Origin of the sequence: Streptomyces sp. NPDC006529 (assembly GCF_040611795.1) — a bacterium.
In the GTDB taxonomy this organism is placed as follows: Bacteria; Actinomycetota; Actinomycetes; order Streptomycetales; family Streptomycetaceae; genus Streptomyces.
In genome coordinates this window covers 1-26,326 of the sequence record NZ_JBEXPB010000042.1, presented here as the reverse complement: position 1 = coordinate 26,326, position 26,326 = coordinate 1, and the positions used below count along the sequence as shown (strand labels likewise).

Sequence of the window (26,326 nt, the reverse complement as noted above, 5' to 3'; positions counted from 1 at the left end):
TCTACGCCGAGCGGTCCGCCCCCGCAATACCGCGTCGGACACCGGTCCGCGCCACCACGCACGGGGAGGACGGGACTCAGGGGGCGGGCGGGAACAGCACGGGGGTCGCCGAGACCAGGTGGGAGGCCCGCTCCAGGGCGCTGGCCAGCAGCGCGAGGTCGGTCGGCCCGTTCCCCAGCTCGCGCACCGGACGGCGGGCCGGTGGATCACCCATCCGCTCCCACTCGACCGGAACCACAGTGGGTCTCTGGGTCGCGGTCCGCGGGATCCGGCCCGTCACCCGCCCCGCCTGGAAGGGCACCTCCCGCCCGTCGGCGTGCCGCAGCACCCCCCGGCCCGGCCCCGGCGCGTCCGGCGCCTCCAGCTCCACCCGCAGCGTGGAGAGGCGGGCCAGCTCGGTGCCGTCCGTACGGTCCGCACGGGCGCTGGTCGCCACCAGGTGGACGCCGAGCCGCGCACCCTCGCGGGCCACCGCCTCCAGCGCCCGCACCACCGAACCGGCCGAGGGGCGGCCCGTACTGCCCAGCGCGGGCGCCACGAGCGCGTCGAAGTCGTCCACCAGCACCACCAGCCGGGGCAGCGGACCGGCCCCCGGCGCCTCATTGCGCGCAGCGGCCGAGCGCAGCCGCAGCGTCCCCGAGCGCGGCGGGTCCAGGTCCCCGCGCAGTTCGCCGGCGCTGGGGCGGCGCGGCGCGACCATGCGGTCCGCGACCTCGCGCCGGGCGTGCCACTCGGCGAAGGAGACGCCCTCCAACAGCTCGTGGCGGCGCTTGAGTTCGGCGCCCAGTGCCTGCGCGAACTCGCGCATGCGCAGCGGGTCGGAAGCCACCAGGTGCGCGGCGACGTGCGGCAGTTCGGTACAGGCCAGCAGCCCGTCCCCCCGCTCGCCGCCCGCCCCGTCCAGCAGCACCAGCCCCAGCCGGTCCGGACGGGCGGCGGCCGCCAGGGACGCGGCGACGGAGCGCAGCAGCTCGGTGCGCCCGCTGCCCGCCGGGCCGCCGATCAGCAGGTGCGGGCCGTCGGCGACCAGCTCGGCCCCGACCGGACCGCGTCGCCCGCTGCCGAGGACGATCTCCACGTGCCCGCCGACGCCCTGGCCCTGGTCGGTGGCGGCCGCCCAACGGGCCATCAGCGAGGCCGGGGTGGCCCGGGCCAGCCCCAGCTCGTCGAGCAGCCGGGCGGTCGCGGGCAGGGTGGCGCTCGCGGGCCGCAGCGGCTCGGTGACCGCGCCGTCGGTGCGCAGCGGGGCCAGGGCGCGGGCGAAGCGCTCGGCCCACGCGACGGACACGGCGTCGGCGACGGCCGTCTCGCCGGGCGGGACCGGGCGGCCGCCGGACACGCGGAAGCTCCGTACGGCCGTGGCCACGTCACCGCTGAGCAGGGCGACCGCGCCGCAGTCCCGAAAGGCCGGGGTGCTCGCGCAGGCGGCCTGGTAGGTCTCGTCGACCGGGGAGGCCGGGGTGGCGGGCGGTGCGTCGGCGAGGGCGAGGACGTGGATCCCGGCGGCCGGGCCGTGCGAGGCGAGCCGCCCGGTGACGTCGCGGAGCCGGCCGGGGCCGGGATCGCCGTCGACGACCACCAGGGTGAAGGGGCCGTCGTACGCGCGGGCCGCCTCGGCCACGCTCTGCCGGTCGGCGGCGGCCCAGTTCGTCCCGAGCGGGGAGTCGTCGAGCCGCCGGCTCAGCTCGCCGGTCCGGGCGGTGGCCTGGTCGCGGTCGTAGGCGAGCAGCAGGCGGCAGTCCTGGCCGTGCGCGGGCCGGGTGTGCGGGAGCCAGCCGAGCCAGCCCCAGTCGGCGCGCCGCTCGGCCGCCGGGCGGGCCCGGTCGGCCGCGATCAGCACGATCTCCAGGGTGGTGGGCGCGTGCAGCGCGGCGAGCTGCGCGACCACGGACCGGGCCAGCCCGGTCAGTCGGGCGCGCGGCCCGGCCAGCCCGAGGGCCCCGGCCGTGCGCAGCGGTACGCGGCTGCCCGCGCCGAGGGCGACGACGAGGCGTCCGGGGTGCCCCGGGCCGCGGCTCCAGAGCCGGCCGGTGGGGCCGAGCGCGGCCAGGAGCAGGGAGGCCGGGTCGTCGGGCCCCGGCTCGGCGACGCGCACGACGGGGGCCGCCGGGATCCCCGCTGCCGCTTCGGCCTCCTCGTCGCGGCCGACCCACTTGCGGGCCCAGGCCCCTATGCCGCGCCGCCGGGAGCCCGCCGGGGCGTCGCCTCCCGGGTCGGTGGCGGGTCCGGGGCCGGGGTGGGCGTGGCCGCCCGGGAGGGGGGCGCCGCCGTGGGTGCCGCCGGAGGAGGGGGCGGGGGAGCAGGACGGGGCGGCGTACGGGTCCGCGCGCCCGGGGTCGGCGCCGGGGCCGCCCGCGACCGGCCAGACCGGGGCGGGGGCAGGGTCCGCGGCGTGGGCCTGCGCGGGATCCGGCTCCTGGGCGGGGTCCGCGGCGGCGGCCGGGGTGCCGGGGAGGGCCGGGAGGGCGAGGTGGCCGTGCAGGTCGGGGGTCAGCGGGAGCGGGGGCGCCGGGGGGCCCGCGAGGCGCAGGGTCGATTCGCCGACCCGCAGCAGCGTGCCCGGTGCCAGCGGGACGGGGGTGCCCGTCACCGGGGCGCCGCCCAGCGTGGTGCCGTTCGTCGAGTTCAGGTCGGCCACGCTGACCCGGCCGTCCTCCGCCACGGTCACCGCGCAGTGCAGCCGCGACACGTCCGGGTCGTCCAGGGGCACGTCCGCGTCCGCCGAGCGCCCGATGCGGACCGCCCCGGGGTGCAGCAGGTGCACGCCGCCCGCGTCCGGCCCGGCCACCACGTGCAGCTGGGGGGCGCCGAGGCCCTCCTCCAGGGCGGGCAGGACGTCCGGGACCGGCGTGTGCACGGCCAGAACGGCCCCGTCGACCAGGGGCGGCTCGCCCAGCACCCGGCGTTGCGGATCGAGCCGCTCCGCCCCGGCGTAGAGCACGACCGTGCCCCCGGTGTCCGGGCCCGCGACGGTCGCCGCCAGTCCCGAGGCCACCGCGGCCAGCGGGGTGCCGACGGGCGCGGTGACGAGCACGTCACACGTCGCGGGCGCGATCTGGTGGCCGCTGCGCGGCCCGAGGACGGTCAGCCGGATCTGCATCGCCGTCAGCGGTCCCTTCTGCGCGGTGCGCGCTGCGTGCGCCCGGCAGGAACCGGCGGGGCACGACTGCCCGTTCGCCCCCCACCCGGCACGGACGCGTCGTCCGGTCAGGTCATGCGGAAGGCAGGGCTCCCGACCCCGCCACTCCGTACGGGTGCATCCTCGCACCTGTCACCGACAACACGCCCGGCACCCGCCCACAAGTGATCTTGATCGATCGCGCCCGTGGCCACACCCCGTACAGATACGGACAGCAACCCGCGGAAAATCGCCACGGGCATACCCCGCAAACGTCACTCTTCGTATATATGTACGGCAACCATCGCCTGACGCCCAGCGTCTTCCCTCGGGACACCGCCTAGAGTGGGTCGGAAAAACGCGCGGAAACGCACGCCCGGAACCCGCCGCGGCGGGACCGCGGCAGGACCACAGCACCACGACAGCAGGGGAGCGCGAGACGTGCGGCCAGTCGGCAGCAAATACCTGCTCGAGGAGCCGCTCGGACGCGGCGCCACGGGCACCGTCTGGCGTGCCCGCCAGCGCGAGACCGCGGGCGCCGAGGCGGCGGTCGCCGGCCAGCCCGGTGAGACCGTGGCCATCAAGGTCCTCAAGGAGGAGCTGGCCCACGACCCCGACGTGGTCATGCGCTTCCTGCGCGAGCGCTCCGTCCTGCTGCGCCTGACCCACCCCAACATCGTCCGCACCCGCGACCTCGTCGTCGAGGGCGATCTGCTGGCCCTCGTCATGGACCTCATCGACGGTCCCGACCTGCACAAGTACCTGCGGGAGAACGGGCCGTTCACCCCCGTCGCCGCGAGCCTGCTCACCGCGCAGATCGCCGACGCGCTCGCCGCCAGCCACGCCGACGGCGTGGTCCACCGCGACCTCAAGCCCGCGAACGTCCTGGTCGACGAGCGCGACGGCCAGATGCGCCCGATGCTCACCGACTTCGGCATCGCCCGCCTGGCCGACTCCCCGGGCCTCACCCGCACCCACGAGTTCGTCGGCACGCCCGCCTACGTCGCTCCCGAGTCCGCCGAGGGCCGCCCGCAGACCTCCGCCGTCGACATCTACGGCGCGGGCATCCTGATGTACGAGCTGGTCACCGGCCGGCCGCCGTTCGCCGGCGGCACCGCGCTGGAGGTGCTGCACCGCCACCTCAGTGAGGACCCGCAGCGCCCCTCCACCCTGCCCGAGCCGCTGTGGACGGTCATCGAGCGCTGCCTGAGCAAGGAGCCGGACCTGCGGCCCAGCGCCGTCGGCCTGGCCCGCGCCCTGCGCGTGGTCGCCGCGGGCATCGGTGTGCACTCCTCCGCCGCCGAGGTCGAGGCCGCGCTCGGCGTCGGCGCGCTGCTCGCGCCCGACCCGGCGCCCGCGCCCGTCCCGGAGACCCCCGGCGCCGCCGATCCGACCCAGGTGCTGCCGCCCCTGGGCTCGCCGATGGGCGGCTACGATCCGAACGCGGCCACCAGCGTCATGCGGTCGATGCCCCCGGCTCCGCAGCACGCCCCCGGCGCCGACCCGACCTCGGTCATGCCCCCCGTACAGGCACCGGACCAGCCGCACCCGTGGCAGTCGCAGATGCGGGCCGCCCGGGACCGCAACGAGCAGACCCAGATGCAGTACCTCGACCCGGCCGACGACCCGCTGCGCCGCCGACCGCAGCGCCAGCCGGCCCCGCAGCAGCCCCAGCAGCCCCAGCAGCCGCCGCGGCAGCAGTACGGCCAGCAGCCCCGCCAGCCCCAGCAGTACCAGCAGGGACCGTCGCAGCAGTACCAGCAGCCGCCGCAGCACCAGCCCCAGCCGTACCGGCAGCAGCCCCCGCCGCAGCAGTACCAGCAGCCGCAGTACCAGCAGCCCCCGCAGCCCCAGCAGCAGCGTCCGCCGCAGCACCAGCCGCAGCCGCAGCAGTACGCCGGGCCGTCGCAGCAGCCGGGCCGGCCCCAGCAGCCCGCTCCGCGCGAGCCGCGGGAGCCGCGCCGCCGCAGCGCCAACCCGATGCGGATCCCGGGGCTCGGCTGCCTCAAGGGCTGCCTGTTCACCCTCGTCCTGCTCTTCGTGGCGGGCTGGCTGGTCTGGGAACTGACCCCGCTCCAGGAGTGGGTGGGCACCGGCAAGGGCTGGTGGGACCAGGTCTGGGACTGGGGCACGCGGGTCACCGACTGGATCGGTGAACTCGGCGGCAGCGACGCCGGCTCGGGCACCGGGACCACCGGCTGAGGGCCCTCCGGTATGCGCCCGTAGCGGTGAGTTCGTTGATTTGTCGACTTCTGGGGCACGATTTCGCCCACAGAAGTGAAGGTCGTCGCGAATCGGGCCCCCTGCTGGCCTCCAACCCCCACGCGGCCGCGTAGCTTTGGGGTGTACGCCAGCCGCTGAGGGAGCAGTCGTGGCACGGAAGATCGGCAGCCGGTACACCGCGCACCAGATCCTTGGGCGCGGCAGTGCGGGCACGGTATGGCTGGGCGAGGGGCCCGAGGGTCCCGTCGCCGTCAAGCTGCTCCGTGAGGACCTCGCGTCCGACCAGGAGCTGGTGGGACGGTTCGTCCAGGAGCGCAGCGCGCTGCTCGGCCTGGAGCATCCGCACGTCGTCTCGGTCCGCGACCTCGTCGTGGACGGCAACGACCTCGCGCTCGTCATGGACCTGGTCCGCGGCACGGACCTGCGCACCCGGCTCGACCGGGAGCGGCGGCTCGCCCCCGAGGCGGCCGTCGCGATCGTCGCCGACGTCGCCGACGCGCTCGCCGCCGCGCACGCGGCCGGGGTGGTGCACCGCGACGTCAAGCCCGAGAACGTGCTGCTCGACATGCAGGGACCGATCGGCCCCGGCGGGGCGCACCCCGCGCTGCTCACGGACTTCGGCGTCGCCAAACTGATCGACTCCCCGCGCCGGGCCGGACCGCCGCCCGGCGGCAGCCGGACCACCGCGCCGACCACCCGGATCATCGGGACGCCCGACTACCTGGCGCCGGAGATCGTCGAGGGGCTGCCGCCGCGGGCCGCCGTCGACATATACGCGCTCGCCACCGTCCTGTACGAACTGCTCGCCGGGTTCACGCCCTTCGGGGGCGGGCACCCGGGGGCGGTGCTGCGGCGGCACGTCACCGAGACGGTGGTGCCGCTGCCGGGGATCCCCGACGAGCTGTGGCAGCTCATGGTCCAGTGCCTCGCGAAGGCTCCCGCCTCGCGGCTGCGGGCCTCCGAACTGTCCGCCCGGCTGAGGGACCTGCTGCCGCTGCTGAGCGGGATGCCGCCGCTGGACGTGGACGAACCGGACGACCTGGAGGACGAGCCCGCGCAGACGGAGGAGGCTCCGGCCTCCGACCCGGTGCGGCGGCGGGGCGTGGTCCCGCTCGTGCCGGGGTCGGCGACGGACTCCAACCGGGACACGCACACCTCGATGCGGGTGCCGGGGCCGGACGAGCTGGCCGGGGGGGCGCTCGGGACGGCGCGCGTGCCGAGGCCCGCCGGGGGGCACCGGCCCGGGTCGGCGCGGCACCGCGCCGATACGGTGCGCAAGCGGCGGCTGATGCTGTCCGCGGCCGGGGTGGTGCTCGTGGCGGCCGTCTCGGTCGGCGGCTACCTCGCCGCCTCCGGCGAGGACCCCCCGTCCGCCCCGGACAGCAAACACTCGACCCCGTCCCACCCGTAGCCCGCCGGACCGGGGCGCCTCAATCGCCGACGGGCTGGGTGTGACCGACCCTGTCTCCAGCCTGCGGGCGGCGGTGGCCTCCCTCCCCTCCGGGGGCGCCTCAATCGCCGGCGAGGCTGGGGTGGGCGGGTGCGCCTCAAACGACGGCGGGGGCTGGATGTGGCTGGCAGGTGCGTCAAACGTCAACGAGTTGCCCAGGTCTCCGAGGGCAGCCATCCCAGCCCCGCCGGCGTTTGAGGCGCCCGCCCGGAGGGCTGTGCGGGCCGCACCCGGCGTCGGGCGGTCGCGGAATCCAGCCCCGCCGGCGTTTGAGGCGCCCCCGGAGGGCCGTGCGGGCCGCACCCGGGGGCCGGGTCGTCGTCGACCACCTCAGCCCCGCCGGCGGTTGAGGCGCCTGCCCGGAGGGCGGTGCGGGCCGCGCGCGGTGGCGGGGGGCGTGGGAATCCAGCCCCGCCGGCGGGTGAGGCGGCCGCCCGGTGGGGCTAGGGGGTCAGGAGGGACGGGTGCCAGCGGCGGGCGACGGCGGGGTGGGCGCGGGACCAGCCCTTCAGCTCGTTGCGGCCGTATTCGGCGTGGAGCGGATTCGCGGCGTCCTCGGACAGCCCCGGCGCCGAGCGGAGGTAGTCGCCCGGGACCGTCTCGACGACGTAGTCGAGCCGCGGGTTGTAGAAGAACGGCACCGAGTACCGCTCCACCGCCCCCGGCGGACTGACCACCCGGTGGTCGGTGGCCCGCAGGTACCCCCGCGTCGCGATCTCCAGCAGCTCCCCGAGGTTCACCACGAACGCCCCCGGCACCGGCGGCACGTCGAGGAAGCCGTCCCCCCGCCGGACCTGGAGTCCGCCCACGGAGTCCTGGAGCAGCAGGGTCAGGAAGCCGTAGTCCTTGTGCGCGCCCACCCCCTGGCCGGTGCCCGTCGGCGCCGAGCCGGGGTAGCGGATCAGCTTGGTGTGCAGGTGCGGCCGGTAGGCGAACGCGGCGTCGAAGAAGTCCGCAGGCGCCCCGATGGAGGCGAGCAGCTCCTGGAGCAGCCGGTGCGCCACCGCCGCCAGCCGGGACTGCCAGTCCAGGACCACGCTCCGCAGCTCCGGCAGGGCCGCCGGCCACTGGTTGGGCCCCTCCAGCCACAGGTACGCCGGATCCCCGGGCCCCACCGGCGGCGCGGCCCGTTCCGCGCCCACGTCCAGCTGGTCGCGCCAGTCGGAGGCGCCGCCGGTCAGCTCGTGCCCGATCCGGGTGTAGCCGCGGAAGTGCGGGGAGTTCAGGTTGCTCACGGCCAGCCGGTCGGCTTCGGGGAGCGCGAAGAAGGCGCGGGTCACCTCCAGCACGCGGGCGGTCTCGGCGGCGCCGATCCCGTGGCCCGTCAGGTGCAGGAATCCGGTGTCCCGGGCGGCGGCGTGCAGCTCCGCGCGGAAACCGTCCCGCTCGGCCGGATCGTCCGCCCGGGACAGGTCCAGGACCGGAAGGGAGGTGGGGGCGGGGACGGGCGGGGCGGCGGGGGAGGGGGCGAGGGAAGACGGGGAGGGGTGCGCGGACGGCATGACGGCTCCGTTTCGGATGTCACGGGGTCCTGTTCCCCAAGGGTGGCGGGGACAGCGGGCGGGGAGGGGCCGCCGGCAGGGATGGCGCCGGGGGCCGCGTGAGCCGCGTGACAGGACCGGGGGCGAATCGAGCAGCTGGGAAATCAGGCTGTGGTTCGGTCCGGCGGCTGACAGCTCGTCGTCGTGACACGCATGTGGTCCACATGGCGGCGGGAGACGAGGAAGACGGTCATACGGTGAGCGTACGCCCGTTCGGAGGGTGCTTCGTAGAGGGGGATCCGGCCCGGTCCGCCCCGCGGCGGCGGCCGGGCCGGACGGGGCCGTCCGGGGACCGGCTACGCTGGACCCGTGGCAGTCGTCGATGTTTCCGAAGAGCTGAAGTCCCTCTCCTCGACCATGGGGTCGATCGAGGCCGTCCTGGACCTCGACAAGTTGAGGGCGGACATTGCCGTGCTCGAGGAGCAGGCCGCCGCGCCGTCCCTGTGGGACGACCCGGAGGCCGCCCAGAAGATCACGAGCAAGCTTTCCCACCTCCAGGCCGAGGTCCGCAAGACCGAGACCCTGCGCGGCCGGATCGACGACCTCGCGGTCCTCTTCGAGCTGGCGCAGGAGATGGACGACGCGGACACCCTCGCGGAGGCCGAGACCGAGCTGGTCTCCGTCCGCAAGGCGCTGGCCGAGATGGAAGTCCGTACCCTCCTGTCCGGCGAGTACGCCGAGCGCGAGGCCCTGGTCAACATCCGGGCCGAGGCCGGCGGCGTGGACGCCTCCGACTTCGCCGAGCGCCTCCAGCGGATGTACCTGCGCTGGGCCGAGCGGCACGGTTACCCGACCGAGGTCTACGAAACCTCGTACGCCGAAGAGGCCGGCATCAAGTCGACCACCTTCGTCGTCAAGGCCCCGTACGCCTACGGCACCCTCTCGGTGGAGCAGGGCACGCACCGCCTCGTCCGGATCTCGCCCTTCGACAACCAGGGCCGCCGCCAGACCTCCTTCGCGGGCGTCGAGGTGCTGCCGGTCGTCGAGTCGAGCGACCACGTCGAGATCGACGAGGGCGAGCTGCGCATCGACGTGTACCGCGCCTCGGGCCCCGGCGGCCAGGGCGTCAACACCACCGACTCGGCCGTGCGCATCACGCACATCCCGACCGGCATCGTCGTCTCCTGCCAGAACGAGCGCTCGCAGATCCAGAACAAGGCCAGCGCCATGAACGTCCTCCAGGCCAAGCTGCTGGAGCGGCGCCGCCAGGAGGAGCAGGCCAAGATGGACGCCCTCAAGGACGGCGGCAGCTCCTGGGGCAACCAGATGCGCTCCTACGTCCTGCACCCGTACCAGATGGTCAAGGACCTGCGGACCGAGTTCGAGGTCGGCAACCCGCAGGCCGTGCTCGACGGCGAGATCGACGGCTTCCTGGAGGCCGGAATCCGCTGGCGCAAGCAGCAGGAGCAGGTCTCCTAAGCGCACACGGCCGACCTGACAGCAGCCGAAAGCCCGGACCCCTCGTGAGGGGTCCGGGCTTCTTCGATCGGTACGTGCGGCGCCCTACGGCTCCCCGCGCCCCGGGGGTCGGGTCATGCGGCCTGGTGCGCCACCAGCGCGAGCGCTGCCACGAGCACCACCATGAGCACGATCAACGTCATGGGGTTGAGGTGGGCGAAGGGGCGGTCCTCCTGCTGGAGGCGCTCCCTGTTCGCCCGGCACACCGGGCAGCGGCCCTGACTGACGGGCGCGGCGCAGTTCGCGCACACGAGCCGGTCATACGTCATGCGCTGTCCTCCTCTCGTCCCCATGTACAACGGCGGGGGGAACGAGTCCGTTCCCCCCACCACTGTGCCAGCTCGCGCGGCTTTCGGCGCGGCCCGTCCGGTCACTCGCGATCGGGGCTCGTGCGCACCAGGGGATATAACGGACAACTCCGGAGCCCGGGTCCCTAGCCTGCGCCCCTTCGCGTATGGTCACGCTCACCTACTCCCGGCGACCGTGGTGCACCCGTGATCCGATTCGACAGTGTGTCCAAGTACTACCCGAAGCAGAGCCAGCCCGCACTCAGAGACGTGTCCCTGGAGATCGTCAAGGGCGAGTTCGTCTTCCTGGTCGGCTCCTCCGGCTCCGGCAAGTCCACCTTCCTGCGGCTGATACTGCGCGAGGAACGGGCGAGCCAGGGGCAGGTCCACGTGCTGGGCAAGGACCTCGCCAGGCTCTCCAACTGGAAGGTCCCGCACATGCGGCGCCAGCTGGGGACCGTCTTCCAGGACTTCCGGCTGCTCCCCAACAAGACGGTCGCGGAGAACGTGGCCTTCGCCCAGGAAGTCATCGGCAAACCGCGCGGCGAGATCCGCAAGGCCGTCCCCCAGGTCCTGGAGCTGGTCGGACTGGGCGGCAAGGAGAGCCGGATGCCCGGCGAGCTGTCCGGCGGTGAGCAGCAGCGCGTGGCCATCGCCCGGGCCTTCGTCAACCGCCCGGCGCTGCTGATCGCGGACGAGCCGACCGGCAACCTCGACCCGTCGACCTCGGTCGGGATCATGAAGCTGCTGGACCGGATCAACCGGACCGGCACCACCGTGATCATGGCGACGCACGATCAGCAGATCGTCGACCAGATGCGCAAGCGTGTCATCGAACTCGAACAGGGCCGTCTCGTGCGCGACCAGTCGCGCGGCGTCTACGGCTACCAGCACTGAAAGGACGCCATGCGCGCCCAGTTCGTCATGTCGGAGATCGGCGTAGGCCTCCGCCGCAATCTCACCATGACCTTCGCGGTCATCATTTCCGTGGCCCTGTCGCTGGCCCTGTTCGGTGGCTCCCTGCTCATGCGCGACCAGGTGAGCCAGATGAAGGGCTACTGGTACGACAAGGTCAACGTCTCGATCTACCTCTGCAACAAGAACGACGCCGAGGCCAGCGCCGGAGCCTCCTGCTCCAAGGGCGCGGTGACCGCCGAGCAGAAGCAGCGGATCGAGGCCGACCTCAAGAAGATGGACCTCGTCGAGACGGTCTCGTACGAGTCCTCCGACGAGGCCTACAAGCACTACAAGGAGCAGTTCGGGCACACCGCCCTGGCCGCCTCCATCACGCCGGACCAGATGCCCGAGTCCTTCCGGGTGAAGCTGAAGAACCCGGAGAAGTACAAGGTCATCACCACCGCCTTCGCGGGGCGGGACGGGGTCCAGTCCGTCGAGGACCAGCGGACCGTGCTGGACAACCTCTTCCGGCTGCTCGGCTACCTGAACGTCGCCGCGCTGGTCATCATGCTCATCATGCTGGTGGTGGCGCTGCTGCTGATCGTCAACACGGTGCGCGTCTCGGCGTTCAGCCGTCGGCGGGAGACCGGGATCATGCGGCTGGTGGGCGCCTCCAGCTTCTACATCCAGGTGCCGTTCATCATGGAGGCCGCCTTCGCCGGTCTGATCGGCGCGGTGCTCGCCTGCGGGATGCTGGCCTCGGGCCAGTACTTCGTGATCGACCACGGCGCGGGGCTGCGGCAGAAGATGGAGCTGATCAACTTCATCGGCTGGGACTCGGTCCTCACCAAGCTCCCGCTGGTGCTGGTCATCGGTCTGCTGATGCCCTCGCTCGCGGCCTTCGTGGCTTTGCGCAAGTACCTGAAGGTGTGACGAGCGCCCCGTGGGCGGTGCGGCCGAGACGCCGTGCCGGCCCGGGGCCTTGTCCTAGACTCGGCGCCATGCCGGGCCGCCCCGTCCCTTCCTGTCTCCGGCCCCGCGACCTGCGTCGCGGGGCCGCCGTGACGTTGGCGCTGATCGGCGCCCTGGGCGGGCTCGGCGCCGCCGTGAGCAGCGGGTACCGCCCCGACCCGCGCGAGGAGGGGCGTACCGCCCCGGTCGCGGCCCGTACGAAGGCACCCGCGGGCGCCGGGAAGCCCGCGACCGCCGACCGGGACGCCGTCGCCCGGGCCGCCGCCGAGGCGGTCGCCGAGGGGAAGTCCGGCAAGAACGCCGCCCAGGACGTCGTCAGCCGCAGCGGCGACCGCTGGGGCGTGGTCTACGACCAGGGCGAGTACGCCTCCTTCGAGGACGAGCTCGACGGCCGCTACACCGGGGTCGGGCTCTGGACCGAGCGCGGCCCCGGCGGCCGGATCGCCGTCACCCGGGTCCAGCCCGGCAGCCCCGCCGACCGCGCCGGATTACGCGGCGGCGACCGGCTGACCCGCGTGGACGGGGCGCCGGTCACCGGCTTCAGCGTGGCCCAGGTGGTGGCCCGGCTGCGCGGGGACGCGGGCACCGCGGTGACCCTGGAGGTCGAGCGCGACGGCGCGGACCTGACCGAGACGGTGCGCCGCGCCCGGGTCAGCACCGAGGCGGTGACGGTACGGGAGCTGGGCAAGGGCGTGGTGCTCGTCAAGGTGTCCGCCTTCACCCGCGGCTCGGGCGAGCGGGTCCGGGCGGCGGTCCGCGCGGCCCCGGCCGGGGCCGGCGTCCTGCTGGACCTGCGCGGCAACCCCGGGGGTCTGGTCGGCGAGGCGGTGACGGCGGCCTCCGCCTTCCTGGACGGCGGGCTGGTGGCGACGTACGACGTACGGGGCGCCCAGCGCGCCCTGTACGCGGAGCGCGGCGGGGACACCGCCCGCCCCCTGGTGGCGCTGGTCGACGGCGGCACGATGAGCGCGGCCGAGCTGGTCACGGGGGCCCTCCAGGACCGCGGGCGCGCGGTGACCGTCGGCAGCCACACCTTCGGCAAGGGCTCGGTGCAGATGCCGACCGAGCTGGCGGACGGTTCGGTGGCCGAGCTGACGGTGGGCACCTACCGCACCCCGGCCGGCCGCAGCCTGGACGGGCGGGGCATCACCCCCGACGTGAGCGCCGACCAGCGCGTCGAGGAACGGGCCCGCGCGGTATTGGGTGGCCTCGGGGTGGGTCCGTAGTGCGAAAATGGCCGCACTATGGCTAAGGAAACAGGGCGCAAGCTGATCGCCCAGAACAAGAAGGCGCGGCACGACTACACGATCATCGACACCTACGAGTGCGGTCTCGTGCTCACGGGGACCGAGGTCAAGTCCCTGCGCCAGGGCCGGGCCTCGCTGGTGGACGGCTTCGTGTCGGTGGAGAGCGGGGAGGCCTGGCTCTACAACGTGCACGTGCCGGAGTACAGCCAGGGCACCTGGACCAATCACAGCGCCCGCCGCAAGCGCAAGCTCCTCCTGCACCGGGAGGAGATCGACAAGCTGGACTCGAAGACCGGCGAGACGGGCAACACGATCGTGCCGCTGTCCCTGTACTTCAAGGACGGCCGGGCCAAGGTCGAGATCGCGCTCGCCAAGGGCAAGAAGGAGTACGACAAGCGCCAGTCCCTGCGGGAGAAGCAGGACACGCGCGAGACGAACCGGGTGATCTCGGCCGTGAAGCGCAAGGAGCGCGGTCAGCTGTAATCGCCTGGCATCCCGTGGTCCACTTCGCGTACCATGGCGTCAGCACCTCCCCGATGGGGTCGTGCGGCTTGAGCGGTACCCAACTGAATAGCGTGCAACATGGGGATGATCGGTTTCGACAGCGGATGTCGATGCAGGGGAAGCGAGCCGAGGAAGCGGCAATGATCTCGTAAACCACCTGTCGCAAAAAATAATCGCCAATTCCAACAGCGATAACTCCCGCTTCTCCCTCGCTGCCTAATAACAGCGAACTGAAGCCTTCGTGAGGAGCGTCAGCCCGGGAGTGGTCCCGGCCCGGATCCTGGCGTCAACTAGGGATCTAAACCTCTAGCCCCGGTCACGGGGGCTGGAGGGAAACCAAACAGTGACTGAGCCCGTCGGAGACTTGTCCGTGTGATCTCCGGGGCCGAGAAAAGCGCAGCGGACTGCGCTCGGAGAAGCCCTGCTTCTGCACCGCTGGACGCGGGTTCGATTCCCGCCATCTCCACCACCTCCATGTTGGGCACGGGCCCCGCAGCCTCCGGGCGGCGGGGCCTTTGTCATGCCGTGATGCCGGTGTCATGCCGTGACGGGGGTCTGTCAGAGGTCGAGCATCAGCCGCAGGTACCGGCGCACCTCGGCCCTCTCCTTGTCCGTGATCACGCCGAGGGGGCGCTGGCCGACAAGGCGCTGCTCGCTGATGGAGCGGATGTCCTCGGTGCGCGCCCAGCTGGGGCGGTCGAGGCCGGATTCGGGCGAGCTGATGGGGACGTGGTGATCCAAGCCGCGGGTCTTCGTGGTGAGAGGCACGACGATCGTCATGGGGATGGGGAACGCCGCGTGGGTGGGGGAGGAGACGACCAGGACCGGGCGGCGCCCTGACTGTTCGCTCCCGATGACGGGGGAGAGGTCGGCGTACCAAACCTGCCAAGGGCGGGCCAGGCGGCTCATGCGCCGGTCTCCCAGGGGTCACCGGCGAGGCCGTCTCCCGCGAGGGCGTCCCACTCGCCCAGCTCGGCCAGGTACTCGGCCCACTCGACCGGATCAGCCTGGAGGCGGGTGTACTGCTCGAGGATGCGCTGGCGGCGGTGGTCGTCGAGGAGGCGTTCCAGGGCGGTGGCCATGGTGCCTCCGAGCTCGGCCGCGACCTCGCTGATCCGGTCTCGGAGGTCGGCGGGGACCTTTATGGTGGTGATCGCTGTGGCCATACCGGCAGGATACCGGAAGGTATCCCCTCGGGTATCCCTTGGGATGGGCGTAGACCCGGCCGGTACGGGCACGGCGGCGAACGGCGCGTCCGTCAGCGTCGGGTGGGTGACGCCGAGCCCCTCATGGTCGTGGCGAGGAGCGCCAGGAGGGCCGCCGTCGCCGGGAGGGCGTAGGACGGGGTGGGGCCCAAGTGGTCCACCGCGGCGCCCGCGGCCGCCGAGCCGGCCGCGATGCCCGTCAGGATGGCGGTCACGGCCAGGGTCATCCCCTCGTTCAGGCGGGCCGCCGGGGTGGCCCGCTGGACCAGGGCCATGGCGGTGACCATCGTCGGCGCGGTGGCCATGCCCGCCAGCAGCAGGGCCACCGCCAGCAGGGGCACCGAGCCGGTGGCGGCCGCCGCCCAGGGCAGGGCCATCAGGACGGCCAGGGCGCTCACGCAGCCGGCCAGGGCGCGCGGACGCAGGGCGCCGTAGAGCAGGCCGGCCGCGCAGGAACCCGCGGCCTGGAGGGCCAGGACCGGGCCCGCGGCCGCGGCGAGGCCGTGGCCCGTGAGGTAGGCGAGCGAGGTGACCTCCATGGAGCCGAAGACCACGCCCAGGGCCAGGAACAGCGCCAGCAGCCCCGGCAGGCCGGGCGAGCGCAGCGGCGAGCGGTGCCGTGTGCGGCCGGCGGGCGGCGGTTCGGTCGCGCGTCGCGAGGTGAAGAGGACCATGCCGGCCAGCAGCAGGGCCGCGCCGGTGAGGGTGCCCGCCTCCGGGAACGCCAGGGAGCACAGGGTGGTGGCGAGGACCGGGCCGAGCAGGTAGCACAGCTCGTCGACGGCCTGCTCGAAGGACATCGCGGTGTGCCGGGCGGCGGGGGAGTCGCGCAGCAGGTGGGTCCAGCGGGCGCGCGAGAGGCCGCCGATGTTGGGGGTGGTCGCGGTGGCGGCGCAGCAGGCGAAGAGGGTCCAGGCCGGGGCCTGCGTACGGACGCACCACACCAGGCAGAGCCAGCCGAGGACCGCGATCAGGGTGGCGGGCAGCGCGATCCGGGCCTGGCCGTGCCGGTCGACCAGCCGGGCCGTGAAGGGCGCGACGACGGCGGTCGCGGCGAGCCCGGTGGCGGTGACCGCGCCCGCCAGCGCGTACGAACCGCGCTGGCCCGCGATCATCAGGACCGCGCTGACCCCGAACATGCCCATGGGGAGCCGGGCGAGCAGGTTCCCCGCGGTGAAGGCCCGCGCGCCCGGGGTGGCGAACAGCCGCCGGTACGGGCCCGCCGGGCGTCGGCGCGCGGCCGGGGCGGCGGCCCCGCGGCGCGGGGCGGCGGGCCCGGCGGCCAGGACGAGGGTGGCGCCGGTGACGGTCATCAGGGGGGCGGCGGGCGGGGCGGCGGGCGCGGTGGTGGGCATGGGACCAGCCTCGGGGCGGGCCCCCGGAGCGGTCCAACACTTGTTCCGGGGTGATTCACGCACCCCTGTTGTCAATCGGGCGGCGCGGGTTACGCTGCCGCGGTGAATGCACGAGAGGTGGACCCGCGGCTGCTGCGCGCCTTCGTCGCCGTCGCCGAGGAACTGCACTTCACCTGGGCCGCCGCCCGGCTGTACGTCGCCCAGCAGGCCCTCAGCCGGGACGTCCGCCGCCTCGAACAGGCCCTGGACGCGCGGCTCTTCGTACGGACCACCCGGCAGGTCGAGCTGACGGCCGACGGCGAGCGGCTGCTCCCGCACGCCCGCCGGGTGCTGCGCGCCCACGAGGACCTCGCCGCCGCCTTCGGCGCGAGCGCGCGGCCGCTGCTCGTCGACCTCAACTCCGACGGCCCCGGCACCGCCCGCCAGGTCCTGGACCGGGCCCGCGAACTGGCCCCCGACCAGGAGCTGATGGCCCGCTTCGAGAGCGGGCTCACGCACAGCGCCGGGGAGATCGCCGCCGGGCGCCTGGACGTGTCCTTCGGCCGGTTCGGCGGGCTCGCCCCCGCCCTGCGCGCCCGCCTCGCCCACCAGCCCGTGCGCTACGAACCGCTGGCCGTCGTCCTGCCCGAGGACCACCCGCTGGCCGCCCGCGCCACGGTCGCGGTCGGCGCGCTGGCCGGGGAGACCGTGTACGCCGGGGCCGGGAATCCGCGCACCCTGGAGTGGACCGACCTGGCCCGGCGGCTCTTCGCGGGCCGCGGCACCGCCCTGGCCCCGCCCGCGCCCGTCGCGGTCGGCAAGGAGGAGTTCCGGCGGGTGATGGCCAAGACCGGCCATCCCGTCCTGGCCACCGTCGACTTCCCCGACATGCCGGGCTGCGTGCGCCGGCCGCTGACCGACCCCGTGCCGCTGTCGCCGCTGTCCATGGTGTGGCGCCGGGGTTTCGGCCACCCCGGACTGACCGCGCTGCGCACCGCCGCGGCCGGGCTGGGCGCCGTACGCGGCTGGCTCGACCTGCCCGAGGGCGGCTGGCTGCCCGAGGGGGACGCGGAGCTGATGCGCTCACACTGACCGGCGGCGCCGGGTGAGTGCACGGTATCGCCGCGGTCATCCGGCGGGGACCGGAGGCGAAACGAGCCGTCCCTACGGTCGTCATCACGGACACGACAGCAGTGGAGGCGTGATGACCGCACCGCGCACGGGCGGCCGCTGGATCGAGCGGTGGGATCCCGAGGACGAGACCTTCTGGAAGGAGACGGGCCGGCGGACCGCCCGGCGGAACCTGCTCTACTCCGTGCTCTCCGAGCACGTCGGCTTCTCGATCTGGTCGCTCTGGTCGGTGATGGTCCTGTTCATGGGCCCGCGCTACGGCATCGACCCGGCCCAGAAGTTCACCCTGATCGCCACCGCCACCTTCGTCGGCGCGCTGGTGCGCGTCCCCTACACCTTCGCCGTCGCCCGCTTCGGCGGCCGCAACTGGACCGTCTTCAGCGCGCTGATGCTGCTCGCGCCGACGGTGGCCGCGCTGGTGGTGATGGAGCCGGGGACCTCGTACGGGACGTTCCTGCTGGTGGCGGCCCTGACCGGGGTCGGCGGCGGCAACTTCGCCTCCTCCATGACCAACATCAACGCCTTCTTCCCGCTGCGCGAGAAGGGCTGGGCGCTCGGCCTGAACGCGGGCGGCGGCAACATCGGCGTCCCCGTCGTCCAGCTCGCCGCGCTGCTGGTCATCGGGACGGCAGGGGCGGCGCACCCGCGGTTCCTGCTCGCCGCCTACATCCCGCTCATCGTGGCCGCGGCCGTGCTGGCGGCGGCGCGGATGGACAACCTGGCGCCCGTGCGCAACGACACCGGCGCGGTCCGGGAGGCCGTGCGCGACGGGCACACCTGGATCATGGCGTTCCTGTACATCGGCACCTTCGGCTCCTTCATCGGCTACAGCTTCGCCTTCGGGCTGGTCCTGCAGACGCAGTTCGGCCGGACCCCGCTCCAGGCCGCCTCGCTGACCTTCATCGGACCGCTGCTCGGCTCGCTGGTCCGGCCCGTGGGCGGGCGGCTCGCCGACCGGTACGGCGGCGCGCGGATCACGCTGGGGACCTTCGTCGCGATGGCGGCGGCCACCGGCGTGGTGGTCCTGGCCTCGGTACGGGCCTCCCTGCCGGTGTTCCTCACCGGGTTCGTGGCCCTGTTCGTGCTCAGCGGCCTCGGCAACGGATCGACGTACAAGATGATCCCCGGCATCTTCCAGGCCAAGGCGCTGGCCCGGGGGCTGGGCGCCGAGGCCGCGGCCGCCTACGGGCGGCGGCTGTCGGGGGCTGCGATGGGCCTCATCGGCGCCGTGGGCGCCCTCGGCGGGCTCGGCATCAACCTCGTCTTCCGGGAGGCCTTCCTCAGCTCCGGCGAGGGCACCGCCGCCTTCGTCACCTTCCTCGGCTTCTACGCCGTCTGCTGCGCGGTGACCTGGGCGGTATACCTTCGCCGGCCCGCCGCCGAGGCCGGGCCCGCCCCGGACGCGGCCGCGAAGCCGCAGCTCACCTCGGTGTAACGGCGGTTAACGGCGCCGAAATACGGGTGAACCGAGCCTGACACGACGCCTTGGCAGGCTCGGACCACCCTCACACCCCCCTTGCACGAGGCAGGACAGCATGGACGAGACACAGACCGGCCCGCCCGCCACCGGGCCGCTCTCCGGATTCACGGTGGGGGTCACCGCCGCGCGCCGCGCCGACGAGCTGATCGCGCTGCTGCGGCGGCGCGGGGCGGTGGTCCTGCACGCCCCCGCCCTGCGGATCGTGCCGCTCGCCGACGACGGCGAACTGCTGGCCGCCACCAAGGAACTGCTGGGCTGCGCGCCCGACGCGGTGGTCGCCACCACCGCCATCGGCTTCCGAGGCTGGATCGAGGCCGCCGACGGCTGGGGGATCGGCGAGGACCTGCTGGCCCGGCTGCGGGCCACCGAACTGCTCGCCCGCGGGCCCAAGGTGAAGGGCGCGATCCGGGCCGCCGGGCTGGTCGAGGCGTGGTCGCCGAAGTCGGAGTCGCTCGCGGAGGTGCTGGACCGGCTGCTGGCGGGCGGGGTCGCCGGGCGGCGGATCGCGCTCCAGCTGCACGGGGAGCCGCTGCCGGGCTTCGTGGAGGCGCTGCGGGAGGCCGGGGCCGAGGTGATCGTCGTACCGGTGTACCGGTGGATGCCGCCGGAGGATCTCGGGCCGCTGGACCGGCTGCTCGACGCGGTCGCCGCCGGGGCGGTGAACGCCGTCAGCTTCACCTCCGCGCCCGCCGCGGCCTCGCTGCTGGCGCGGGCCGCGGAACGGGGGATCACGGATCCGGTGCTGGAGGGACTGCGTACGGGCGTGCTCGCGGCCTGCGTGGGGCCGGTGACCGCGCTGCCGCTGGAGGCGCTCGGGGTGGCGACGGTCCAGCCGGAGCGGTTCCGGCTGGGGCCGCTGGTCCAGGTGCTGTGCCAGGAGCTGCCGGGGCGGGCGCGGGTGCTGCCGGTGGGCGGGCACCGGGTGGAGATCCGCGGCCACGCGGTCCTGGTGGACGAGGACCTGCGGCCGGTGCCGCCGGCCGGGATGTCCCTGCTGCGGGTGCTGGCGCGGCGGCCGGGGTGGGTCGTGGGGCGCGCCGAACTGCTGCGGGCGCTGCCGGGGGCGGGGCGCGACGAACACGCCGTGGAGACGGCGATGGCCCGGCTGCGGGTGGCGCTGGGGGTGCCGAAGCTGATCCAGACGGTGGTCAAGCGGGGGTACCGGCTGGCGCTGGACGCGGGCGGCGAAGCCAAGTACGACGCCCCGTCGTCCTGACCCCGCCCGGGGCTCCGCCCCGGGCCCCGCGCCTCAAACGCCGGCGGGGCTGGGATCCGAGGCTGGGACGGGCGCCCCCGCAGGGCCGGGAAACGGGCGTCGGTAGCGTAGGGGGATGATGATCGCTGAGGGAGTGGAACTGCGGGAGATGCGGCTCGGGGATGCCGGGCGGCTGGCCGAGGCGCTCGGGCGCAACCGTGCGCACATGGCGCCCTTCGAGCCGCCGCGGCCCGAGGACTTCTACACCGAGGACGGGCAGCGGCGCCGGATCGAGGCGCTGCTCGGCGACCGGGACGCGGGCCGCGCGGTGCCGTACGTCCTCCTCGGGACAAAGGGCGCCGCGCCGCTCCTCGGCACGATCACGCTGAACAACGTCGTCCGCGGCCCCCTGTGCAGCGCGAGCGTCGGCTACTGGGTCGACGGCGCGCACACCGGCCGGGGCCTCGCCTCCGCCGCGCTCGCCGAGGTCGTCCGGGCGGCCCGCGACGAGCTGGGCCTGCACCGGCTCGCCGCCGGCACCCTGCTGGACAACCTCGCCTCGCAACGCGTGCTCGCCAAGGCCGGTTTCGAGGCGTACGGCGTCGCGCCCCGCTACCTGTACATCGACGGCGCCTGGCGCGATCACCGGCTCTTCCAGCTGCTGCTGCACGACGATCCGCCCCCTGCATGAGGCTTCCGCCCGGGCCCGCCGAGGGCGCACTCTGGTGGGGCGTCGACCGAGGCGGTGACGGACATGTGGTTCGAATCGGGACGGGTCTGCCTGGACCTGGCGGCCACCCTGGGGCCGCCGGAGGGGCTCGCCGACCGCGCGGGGCTGAGCCTGTGGCTCACCGGGGCCGGCCTGGTGCCCGGACCGACCCCGCCCGCCCGCGTCACCGAGGACTGGCTGGAGCCCTTCCGGACGCTGCGGGCGGACGTGCGCGCCCTGGTGGCGGCCGAGCTGAGCGGCCGCGCCCCCGGCGAGGAACCGCTCGCCCGGGTCAACGCGCGGGCCGCCGGTCCACCCCCGGGACTGTGTGCCGTACGCGACCCCGCCGGGCGCCTGGTCCGCGAACTGTGCGGCGGGCCCTCGGGGGTGGGCTGCGCGGCGCTGCTGGCGGCCGTCGCGCGCGACGCGGTGGAGCTGCTCACGGACCCCGGCGACCGCGACCGCCTGCGCGCCTGCGAAGGTGAGGGCTGTACCCGGGTCTACCTGGACACCTCGCGCGGCCACCGGCGGCGTTGGTGTTCCAGTGAACTGTGCGGAAACCGGGAGCGGGTGGCCCGCCACCGCGCGCGGGTGCTCGCCGCGCGTCCCGCGTAGCGCATACACGCTCATAACGGCCTCATGGCGCCTTGCGCGCCCGCGTTCCGCGCGCCCGCGCGCGGAACGGGCGTGCGGACACCCGCTCTGTTCGCGTACGGTTGACGGTCGCCCAATGCACGTCAGAAGGGGGCCTTGGTGGCCGCGCAGGATGCCGCTGTCGACAGCACGGCGGATTCCGTCCGCGATCGCGAGATCGCGGTCGAGCAGACTCATCTGGACCAGGTGTACCGCCGCCTCGAGGAAAAGATCCACGAGGCCGAGTTCCTGATGAACGACGCGGCCAAGCGGGGTCAGGTCGGTACCCCCGGCGCCCTCGCGGAACGCGACGCACAGGTCTTCCGCGCCGGGATTCATCTCAACCGGCTCAACAACGAATTCGAGGACTTCCTCTTCGGACGGATCGACCTCGTCCTCGGCAAGGACGGGGAGCGCGGCGCGGACGGCGCCTTCACCTCCGTCGAGGCCGCCGAGGACGCGATCCGCCCCGACCTGACCGCCGACATCGCCGAAACCCTGCACATCGGGCGGATCGGCGTGCTCGACAACGACTACACGCCGCTGGTGATCGACTGGCGCGCGCCCGCCGCCGCGCCGTTCTACCGCTCCACGCCCAAGGAGCCGGGCCGGGTGGTGCGCCGCCGGGTCATCCGCTCCAAGGGCCGCAAGGTGCTCGGCGTCGAGGACGACCTGATGCGCCCCGAGGTGACCGCCTACCTCGACGGCCAGGAGCTGCCGGTGCTCGGTGACGGCGCGCTGATGGCCGCGCTCGGCCGGGCCCGTACGCACTCCATGCGCGACATCGTCTCCTCCATCCAGGCGGAGCAGGACATGGTCATCCGGGCCCCCGCCGCCTCCGTCGCGGAGGTCGCGGGCGGCCCCGGCACCGGCAAGACCGCCGTCGCGCTGCACCGCGCCGCCTACCTGCTCTACCAGGACCGGCGGCGCTACTCCGGCGGCATCCTGATCGTCTCGCCGACCCCGCTGCTCGTCGCCTACACCGAGGGCGTGCTGCCCTCGCTCGGCGAGGAGGGTCAGGTCGCGATCCGGGCGCTGGGCTCGCTGGTCGACGGCGCCGAGGCGACCACCTACGACGAACCGGCGGTCGCCCGCGTCAAGGGCTCCTCCCGGATGCTGCCGGTCCTGCGCAAGGCCGTACGGGGCGCGCTGGAGCTGGGCGGCGCCCCCGAGCGGCTGCGCGTGGTGGCCTTCGGGCGCCGCCAGGAGCTGGAGGCGGACGAGCTGAACCGGATCCGCCAGGTCGTCCTCGGCGGCACGGCGCCGGTCAACCTGCTGCGTCCGCGCGCCCGCAAGCTGCTGCTGGACGCCCTGTGGGCGAAGTCAGGCGGCGCCGGGCGGCACACCGACCGGGAGCTCGCGGCCGAACTGCGCTCCGGCTTCGACGAGGACGTCTCCACCGAGGACGTCTTCATCGAGTTCCTGAACGCCTGGTGGCCCGAGCTGACCCCGCGCGGCGTCCTCGCCACGATGGCCGACGAGCGGCGCCTGGGCCGCTGGGCCCGCCGGGTGCTGAACCCGCGCGAGACCCGGCTGCTGGCCCGCTCCCTGCGCCGCACCGGCGCGGACGGCAAGGGCCCGCTCTCGGTGCACGACGTGGCGCTGCTGGACGAACTCCAGTTGCTGATCGGCGCCCCCGCGCGCCCCAAGCGCAAGCGCGACCTGGACCCGCTGGCCCACCTCACCGGCCTGGAGGAGCTGATGCCGGGCCGCGAGGAGACCCAGTGGGAGCGGGCCGAGCGGCTGGCGGCGGAGCGCACCGAGTACGCCCACGTGATCGTGGACGAGGCCCAGGACCTGACGCCGATGCAGTGGCGGATGGTGGGCCGCCGCGGCCGGACCGGCACCTGGACGGTGGTGGGCGACGCCGCCCAGTCCTCCTGGAGTGACCCCGACGAGGCGGCCGCGGCCCGGGACGAGGCGCTGGGCAGCCGACCGCGCCGCAAGTTCACCCTGACCGTCAACTACCGCAACCCGGCCGAGATCGCCGAGCTGGCGGCCCGGGTGCTGCGCCTGGCCATGCCGGGGATGGAGCCGCCCACCGCGGTCCGCTCCACCGGCCTGGAGCCGCGCTTCACCGCCGCGGGCCCCGACCTGGGCGCCTGCGTGCGGGAGGAGACCCGGCGGCTGCTGGGCCAGGTCGAGGGCACGGTCGGCGTGGTCGTGGCGATGGACCGGCGCGCGGAGGCGGCCGGGTGGCTCGCGGAGCTCGGGGAGCGCGCGGTGGCGCTCGGCAGCCTGGAGGCCAAGGGCCTGGAGTACGACGCCACGGTGGTCGTCTCCCCGGCGGAGATCGCGGAGGAGTCCCCGGCGGGCCTGCGGGTGCTCTACGTCGCCCTCACGCGCGCGACGCAGCAGCTCACGGTGGTGTCGGGGGAGCGGGACCGGCCCGACGCGGCCGGGGTGCCGGAGCTGCTGCGCGACTGAGCCGGACGTATGGACGTTCAGGTCGTCCCCCGGGAGGGGGATCACTTCCGGCGAACCTTTGTTAGCCTGGTTGTGGCACCGGCTCGATCCAAGCCCCCGGGCCCAACCTTAGTCGCCTAGAGCGACCACTTGCCGCGAGGCGAGCATGGCGGGTCGGTGTCATAGACGTAGAGAGCAGGTCCGCGTCCTCCCCTCCGGGGGAGGGCGCGGACCTGTTTTGCGTGCCGCCGCTGACCGGCCCGTTTGTCCTGCGGGTCTTCCGCACTACCGGTAAATCTCGTATGGTGGAAGTATCTTTCCGAAATTTGTAGCTGGTTACCTCGTACCGGCCGGTAGGTGGGACGATCGGACAACAGGTCCCGTCACGCCTGCCGTGCCGGGGCCCGTGTACAGCGAACCTTGGACAGCAGAGGAACACGGACATGGCAACGGCGCCCAGCGTCTCGTACTCGATGACGGTCCGACTGGAAGTGCCCGCGAGCGGTACCGCGGTCTCCCAGCTCACCACCGTCGTGGAGTCCAGCGGAGGGTCGGTCACCGGCCTCGACGTGACCGCCTCCGGCCACGAGAAGCTCCGGATCGACGTCACGATCGCCGCGACGTCCACGGCGCACGCCGACGAGATCGTCGAGGAGCTGCGCGGGATCGAGGGTGTGAGCCTGGGCAAGGTCTCGGACCGCACGTTCCTGATGCACCTCGGCGGCAAGATCGAGATGGCGTCGAAGCACCCCATCCGCAACCGTGACGACCTCTCCATGATCTACACCCCGGGCGTGGCCCGCGTGTGCATGGCGATCGCCGAGAACCCCGAGGACGCGCGCCGCCTGACGATCAAGCGCAACTCCGTCGCAGTCGTGACGGACGGCTCCGCGGTCCTCGGCCTGGGCAACATCGGCCCGATGGCCGCGCTGCCCGTCATGGAGGGCAAGGCGGCCCTCTTCAAGCGGTTCGCCGGGATCGACGCGTGGCCGATCTGCCTCGACACCCAGGACAGCGACGAAATCGTCGCCATCGTCAAGGCGATCGCCCCCGGCTTCGCCGGCATCAACCTGGAGGACATCTCCGCGCCGCGCTGCTTCGAGATCGAGGCCCGGCTGCGCGAGGCCCTCGACATCCCCGTCTTCCACGACGACCAGCACGGCACCGCCATCGTCGTCCTCGCCGCCCTCACCAACGCACTGCGCGTGGTGAACAAGGCCGTTGGCGACGTCAAGGTCGTCATGTCCGGCGCCGGCGCGGCCGGCACGGCCATCCTCAAACTGCTCCTCGCGGCGGGCGTCAAGAACGTCGTCAGCGCCGACATCCACGGCGTCGTGCACGCCGGCCGCGCCGACCTGGTCGACGCCGACAGCGAGTCGCCGCTGCGCTGGATCGCCGACAACACCAACCCCGAGGGCTACACCGGCACGCTCAAGGAGGCCGTCGTCGGCGCCGACGTCTTCATCGGCGTCTCGGCCCCGAATGTCCTCAGCGGCGCCGACGTCGCCGCCATGGCGGACGGCGCCATCGTGTTCGCGCTCGCGAACCCGGACCCCGAGGTCGACCCGGCGGTCGCCCGCGAGACGGCCGCCGTCGTGGCCACCGGCCGCTCGGACTTCCCCAACCAGATCAACAACGTGCTGGTCTTCCCGGGCGTCTTCCGCGGCCTCCTGGACGCCCAGTCCCGGACGGTGAACACCGGCATGATGCTGGCCGCCGCGACCGCGCTGGCCGATGTCGTCACCGAGGACGAGCTGAACGCGAACTACATCATCCCGTCCGTCTTCAACGACAAGGTCGCGGGCGCCGTCGCCGGAGCGGTCCGCAAGGCTGCCGCCCCTGCGGCCTCCACCTCTGTGACGGGACCCACGTCCGCCTGAGCCACCGGGGCCCCTTCCCCGGCGCGTCGCGGGATGCGGGCCCCCCGGCGCGCCTCTAGGGTTGCGGGGATGCCCGCGTGGTGCGCGGTCCGCGTCCACCGGTGCGGACGGAGCGTCACGGCGGCGTGACTGTGGCGCTTTTCGTGTGACCCTGGCGGGTGCCGGATTGGCTTTCCCGCCGCTGGTGGGGGCAGGATGCGTAACCGGGCGGGAGGGTCTGACGTTCAGACCCGGGTCCGGGGACTGTCCTAGGGCCCTGGCAGCATCGGCTTCGATCTCACGCCTCATAGGCAAGTTGAACACGGGAGTACAACATGAACCGCAGTGAGCTGGTGGCCGCTCTGTCCGAGCGCGCCGAGGTGACCCGCAAGGACGCCGACGCCGTTCTGGCCGCGCTCGCCGAGACCGTCGGCGAGATCGTCGCCAAGGGCGACGAGAAGGTCACCATCCCCGGCTTCCTGACCTTCGAGCGCACCCACCGTGCCGCTCGCACCGCGCGCAACCCGCAGACCGGCGACCCCATCCAGATCCCGGCCGGCTACAGCGTGAAGGTCTCCGCGGGCTCCACCGGCCCCACCGATCCCTTCGACGGCCTCTGGGTGCTCGACACCGCGACCGGAGCCGAGACCCGGCTCGCCGATCCGCGCACGCTGCTG

Annotated in this window: 20 protein-coding genes, 1 other RNA gene and 1 pseudogene; 16 read left to right on the top strand and 6 right to left on the bottom strand. The window is 73.9% G+C overall.

Translation table 11 applies throughout. The annotated features are described in order from the left end of the window. Positions 1-76: 76 nt before the first annotated feature. Complete coding sequence (locus ABZY31_RS24730) at positions 77-3,100, bottom strand: FHA domain-containing protein (protein ID WP_356413857.1); 3,024 nt, start codon at positions 3,098-3,100, stop codon at positions 77-79. A 459-nt stretch (positions 3,101-3,559) separates the two neighbouring features. Between ABZY31_RS24730 and ABZY31_RS24725 the strand changes: the two genes are divergently transcribed. After that, positions 3,560-5,320, top strand: coding sequence for a serine/threonine-protein kinase (locus ABZY31_RS24725; RefSeq protein ID WP_356413854.1), 1,761 nt, complete (start codon positions 3,560-3,562; stop codon positions 5,318-5,320). A 169-nt stretch (positions 5,321-5,489) separates the two neighbouring features. Then, positions 5,490-6,752, top strand: coding sequence for a serine/threonine-protein kinase (locus tag ABZY31_RS24720; RefSeq protein ID WP_356413851.1), 1,263 nt, complete (start codon positions 5,490-5,492; stop codon positions 6,750-6,752). 482 nt (positions 6,753-7,234) lie between these two features. Here ABZY31_RS24720 and ABZY31_RS24715 read toward each other — a convergent pair whose 3' ends face one another. Beyond that, a complete protein-coding gene (locus tag ABZY31_RS24715) occupies positions 7,235-8,293 on the bottom strand; it encodes a 2-oxoglutarate and iron-dependent oxygenase domain-containing protein (RefSeq protein ID WP_356413848.1) in 1,059 nt (352 codons plus the stop codon). Between the two features lie 348 nt (positions 8,294-8,641). Between ABZY31_RS24715 and prfB the strand changes: the two genes are divergently transcribed. Beyond that, positions 8,642-9,751 (top strand): peptide chain release factor 2, encoded by a 1,110-nt coding sequence (gene prfB, locus ABZY31_RS24710; protein ID WP_356413845.1) that lies wholly within the window; start codon positions 8,642-8,644, stop codon positions 9,749-9,751. A gap of 113 nt (positions 9,752-9,864) precedes the next feature. On the opposite strand, the gene ABZY31_RS24705 is transcribed toward prfB, so the two are convergent. Then, positions 9,865-10,059: a hypothetical protein gene (locus ABZY31_RS24705; RefSeq protein WP_356413842.1), complete on the bottom strand. Its 195-nt coding sequence runs from the start codon at positions 10,057-10,059 to the stop codon at positions 9,865-9,867. A 225-nt stretch (positions 10,060-10,284) separates the two neighbouring features. Between ABZY31_RS24705 and ftsE the strand changes: the two genes are divergently transcribed. From ftsE to ssrA, 5 genes are all read left to right on the top strand, one after another. Beyond that, positions 10,285-10,974: a cell division ATP-binding protein FtsE gene (gene ftsE / locus ABZY31_RS24700; protein WP_330330715.1), complete on the top strand. Its 690-nt coding sequence runs from the start codon at positions 10,285-10,287 to the stop codon at positions 10,972-10,974. Between the two features lie 9 nt (positions 10,975-10,983). Continuing rightward, positions 10,984-11,907 (top strand): permease-like cell division protein FtsX, encoded by a 924-nt coding sequence (ftsX, locus tag ABZY31_RS24695; protein WP_356413839.1) that lies wholly within the window; start codon positions 10,984-10,986, stop codon positions 11,905-11,907. Between the two features lie 68 nt (positions 11,908-11,975). After that, on the top strand, positions 11,976-13,172 hold the full coding sequence (locus ABZY31_RS24690; protein WP_356413836.1) for a S41 family peptidase: 1,197 nt from the start codon (positions 11,976-11,978) through the stop codon (positions 13,170-13,172). A gap of 18 nt (positions 13,173-13,190) precedes the next feature. Further along, a complete protein-coding gene (gene smpB, locus ABZY31_RS24685; protein WP_356413833.1) occupies positions 13,191-13,676 on the top strand; it encodes an SsrA-binding protein SmpB in 486 nt (161 codons plus the stop codon). A 101-nt stretch (positions 13,677-13,777) separates the two neighbouring features. After that, positions 13,778-14,166, top strand: a transfer-messenger RNA (tmRNA) gene (gene ssrA / locus ABZY31_RS24680). An 89-nt stretch (positions 14,167-14,255) separates the two neighbouring features. On the opposite strand, the gene ABZY31_RS24675 is transcribed toward ssrA, so the two are convergent. The 3 genes from ABZY31_RS24675 to ABZY31_RS24665 form a co-directional block, all read right to left on the bottom strand. After that, positions 14,256-14,606: a type II toxin-antitoxin system PemK/MazF family toxin gene (locus ABZY31_RS24675; protein ID WP_356413830.1), complete on the bottom strand. Its 351-nt coding sequence runs from the start codon at positions 14,604-14,606 to the stop codon at positions 14,256-14,258. Continuing rightward, positions 14,603-14,863, bottom strand: coding sequence for a hypothetical protein (locus ABZY31_RS24670; RefSeq protein ID WP_356413828.1), 261 nt, complete (start codon positions 14,861-14,863; stop codon positions 14,603-14,605). Before ABZY31_RS24670 ends, ABZY31_RS24675 begins: the two co-directional genes overlap by 4 nt. Positions 14,864-14,955: 92 nt before the next feature. Then, the gene (locus ABZY31_RS24665) at positions 14,956-16,257 is read right to left on the bottom strand and encodes an MFS transporter (protein WP_356413825.1); all 1,302 of its coding nucleotides are present in this window, start codon (positions 16,255-16,257) and stop codon (positions 14,956-14,958) included. A gap of 102 nt (positions 16,258-16,359) precedes the next feature. Here ABZY31_RS24665 and ABZY31_RS24660 point away from each other — a divergent pair, with 102 nt between their 5' ends. From ABZY31_RS24660 to ABZY31_RS24625, 8 genes and pseudogenes are all read left to right on the top strand, one after another. Continuing rightward, positions 16,360-17,328, top strand: coding sequence for a LysR family transcriptional regulator (locus ABZY31_RS24660; protein WP_356413822.1), 969 nt, complete (start codon positions 16,360-16,362; stop codon positions 17,326-17,328). 112 nt (positions 17,329-17,440) lie between these two features. Beyond that, the gene (locus ABZY31_RS24655) at positions 17,441-18,802 is read left to right on the top strand and encodes a nitrate/nitrite transporter (RefSeq protein ID WP_356413819.1); all 1,362 of its coding nucleotides are present in this window, start codon (positions 17,441-17,443) and stop codon (positions 18,800-18,802) included. Between the two features lie 100 nt (positions 18,803-18,902). Continuing rightward, complete coding sequence (locus ABZY31_RS24650; protein WP_356413816.1) at positions 18,903-20,063, top strand: uroporphyrinogen-III synthase; 1,161 nt, start codon at positions 18,903-18,905, stop codon at positions 20,061-20,063. 118 nt (positions 20,064-20,181) lie between these two features. Further along, positions 20,182-20,733 carry a GNAT family protein gene (locus ABZY31_RS24645; protein WP_356413922.1) on the top strand — a complete coding sequence of 184 codons (552 nt, stop codon included), beginning with the start codon at positions 20,182-20,184 and terminating at the stop codon, positions 20,731-20,733. A 63-nt stretch (positions 20,734-20,796) separates the two neighbouring features. Then, a complete protein-coding gene (locus ABZY31_RS24640; protein WP_356413813.1) occupies positions 20,797-21,366 on the top strand; it encodes a CGNR zinc finger domain-containing protein in 570 nt (189 codons plus the stop codon). Positions 21,367-21,504: 138 nt separating this feature from the next. Then, complete coding sequence (locus ABZY31_RS24635; RefSeq protein ID WP_356413810.1) at positions 21,505-23,811, top strand: UvrD-helicase domain-containing protein; 2,307 nt, start codon at positions 21,505-21,507, stop codon at positions 23,809-23,811. A gap of 422 nt (positions 23,812-24,233) precedes the next feature. Next, complete coding sequence (locus ABZY31_RS24630) at positions 24,234-25,670, top strand: NAD-dependent malic enzyme (RefSeq protein WP_356413807.1); 1,437 nt, start codon at positions 24,234-24,236, stop codon at positions 25,668-25,670. 314 nt (positions 25,671-25,984) lie between these two features. Then, positions 25,985-26,236: pseudogene (locus ABZY31_RS24625) on the top strand (HU family DNA-binding protein); the annotation flags it as partial. Positions 26,237-26,326 lie beyond the last annotated feature (90 nt).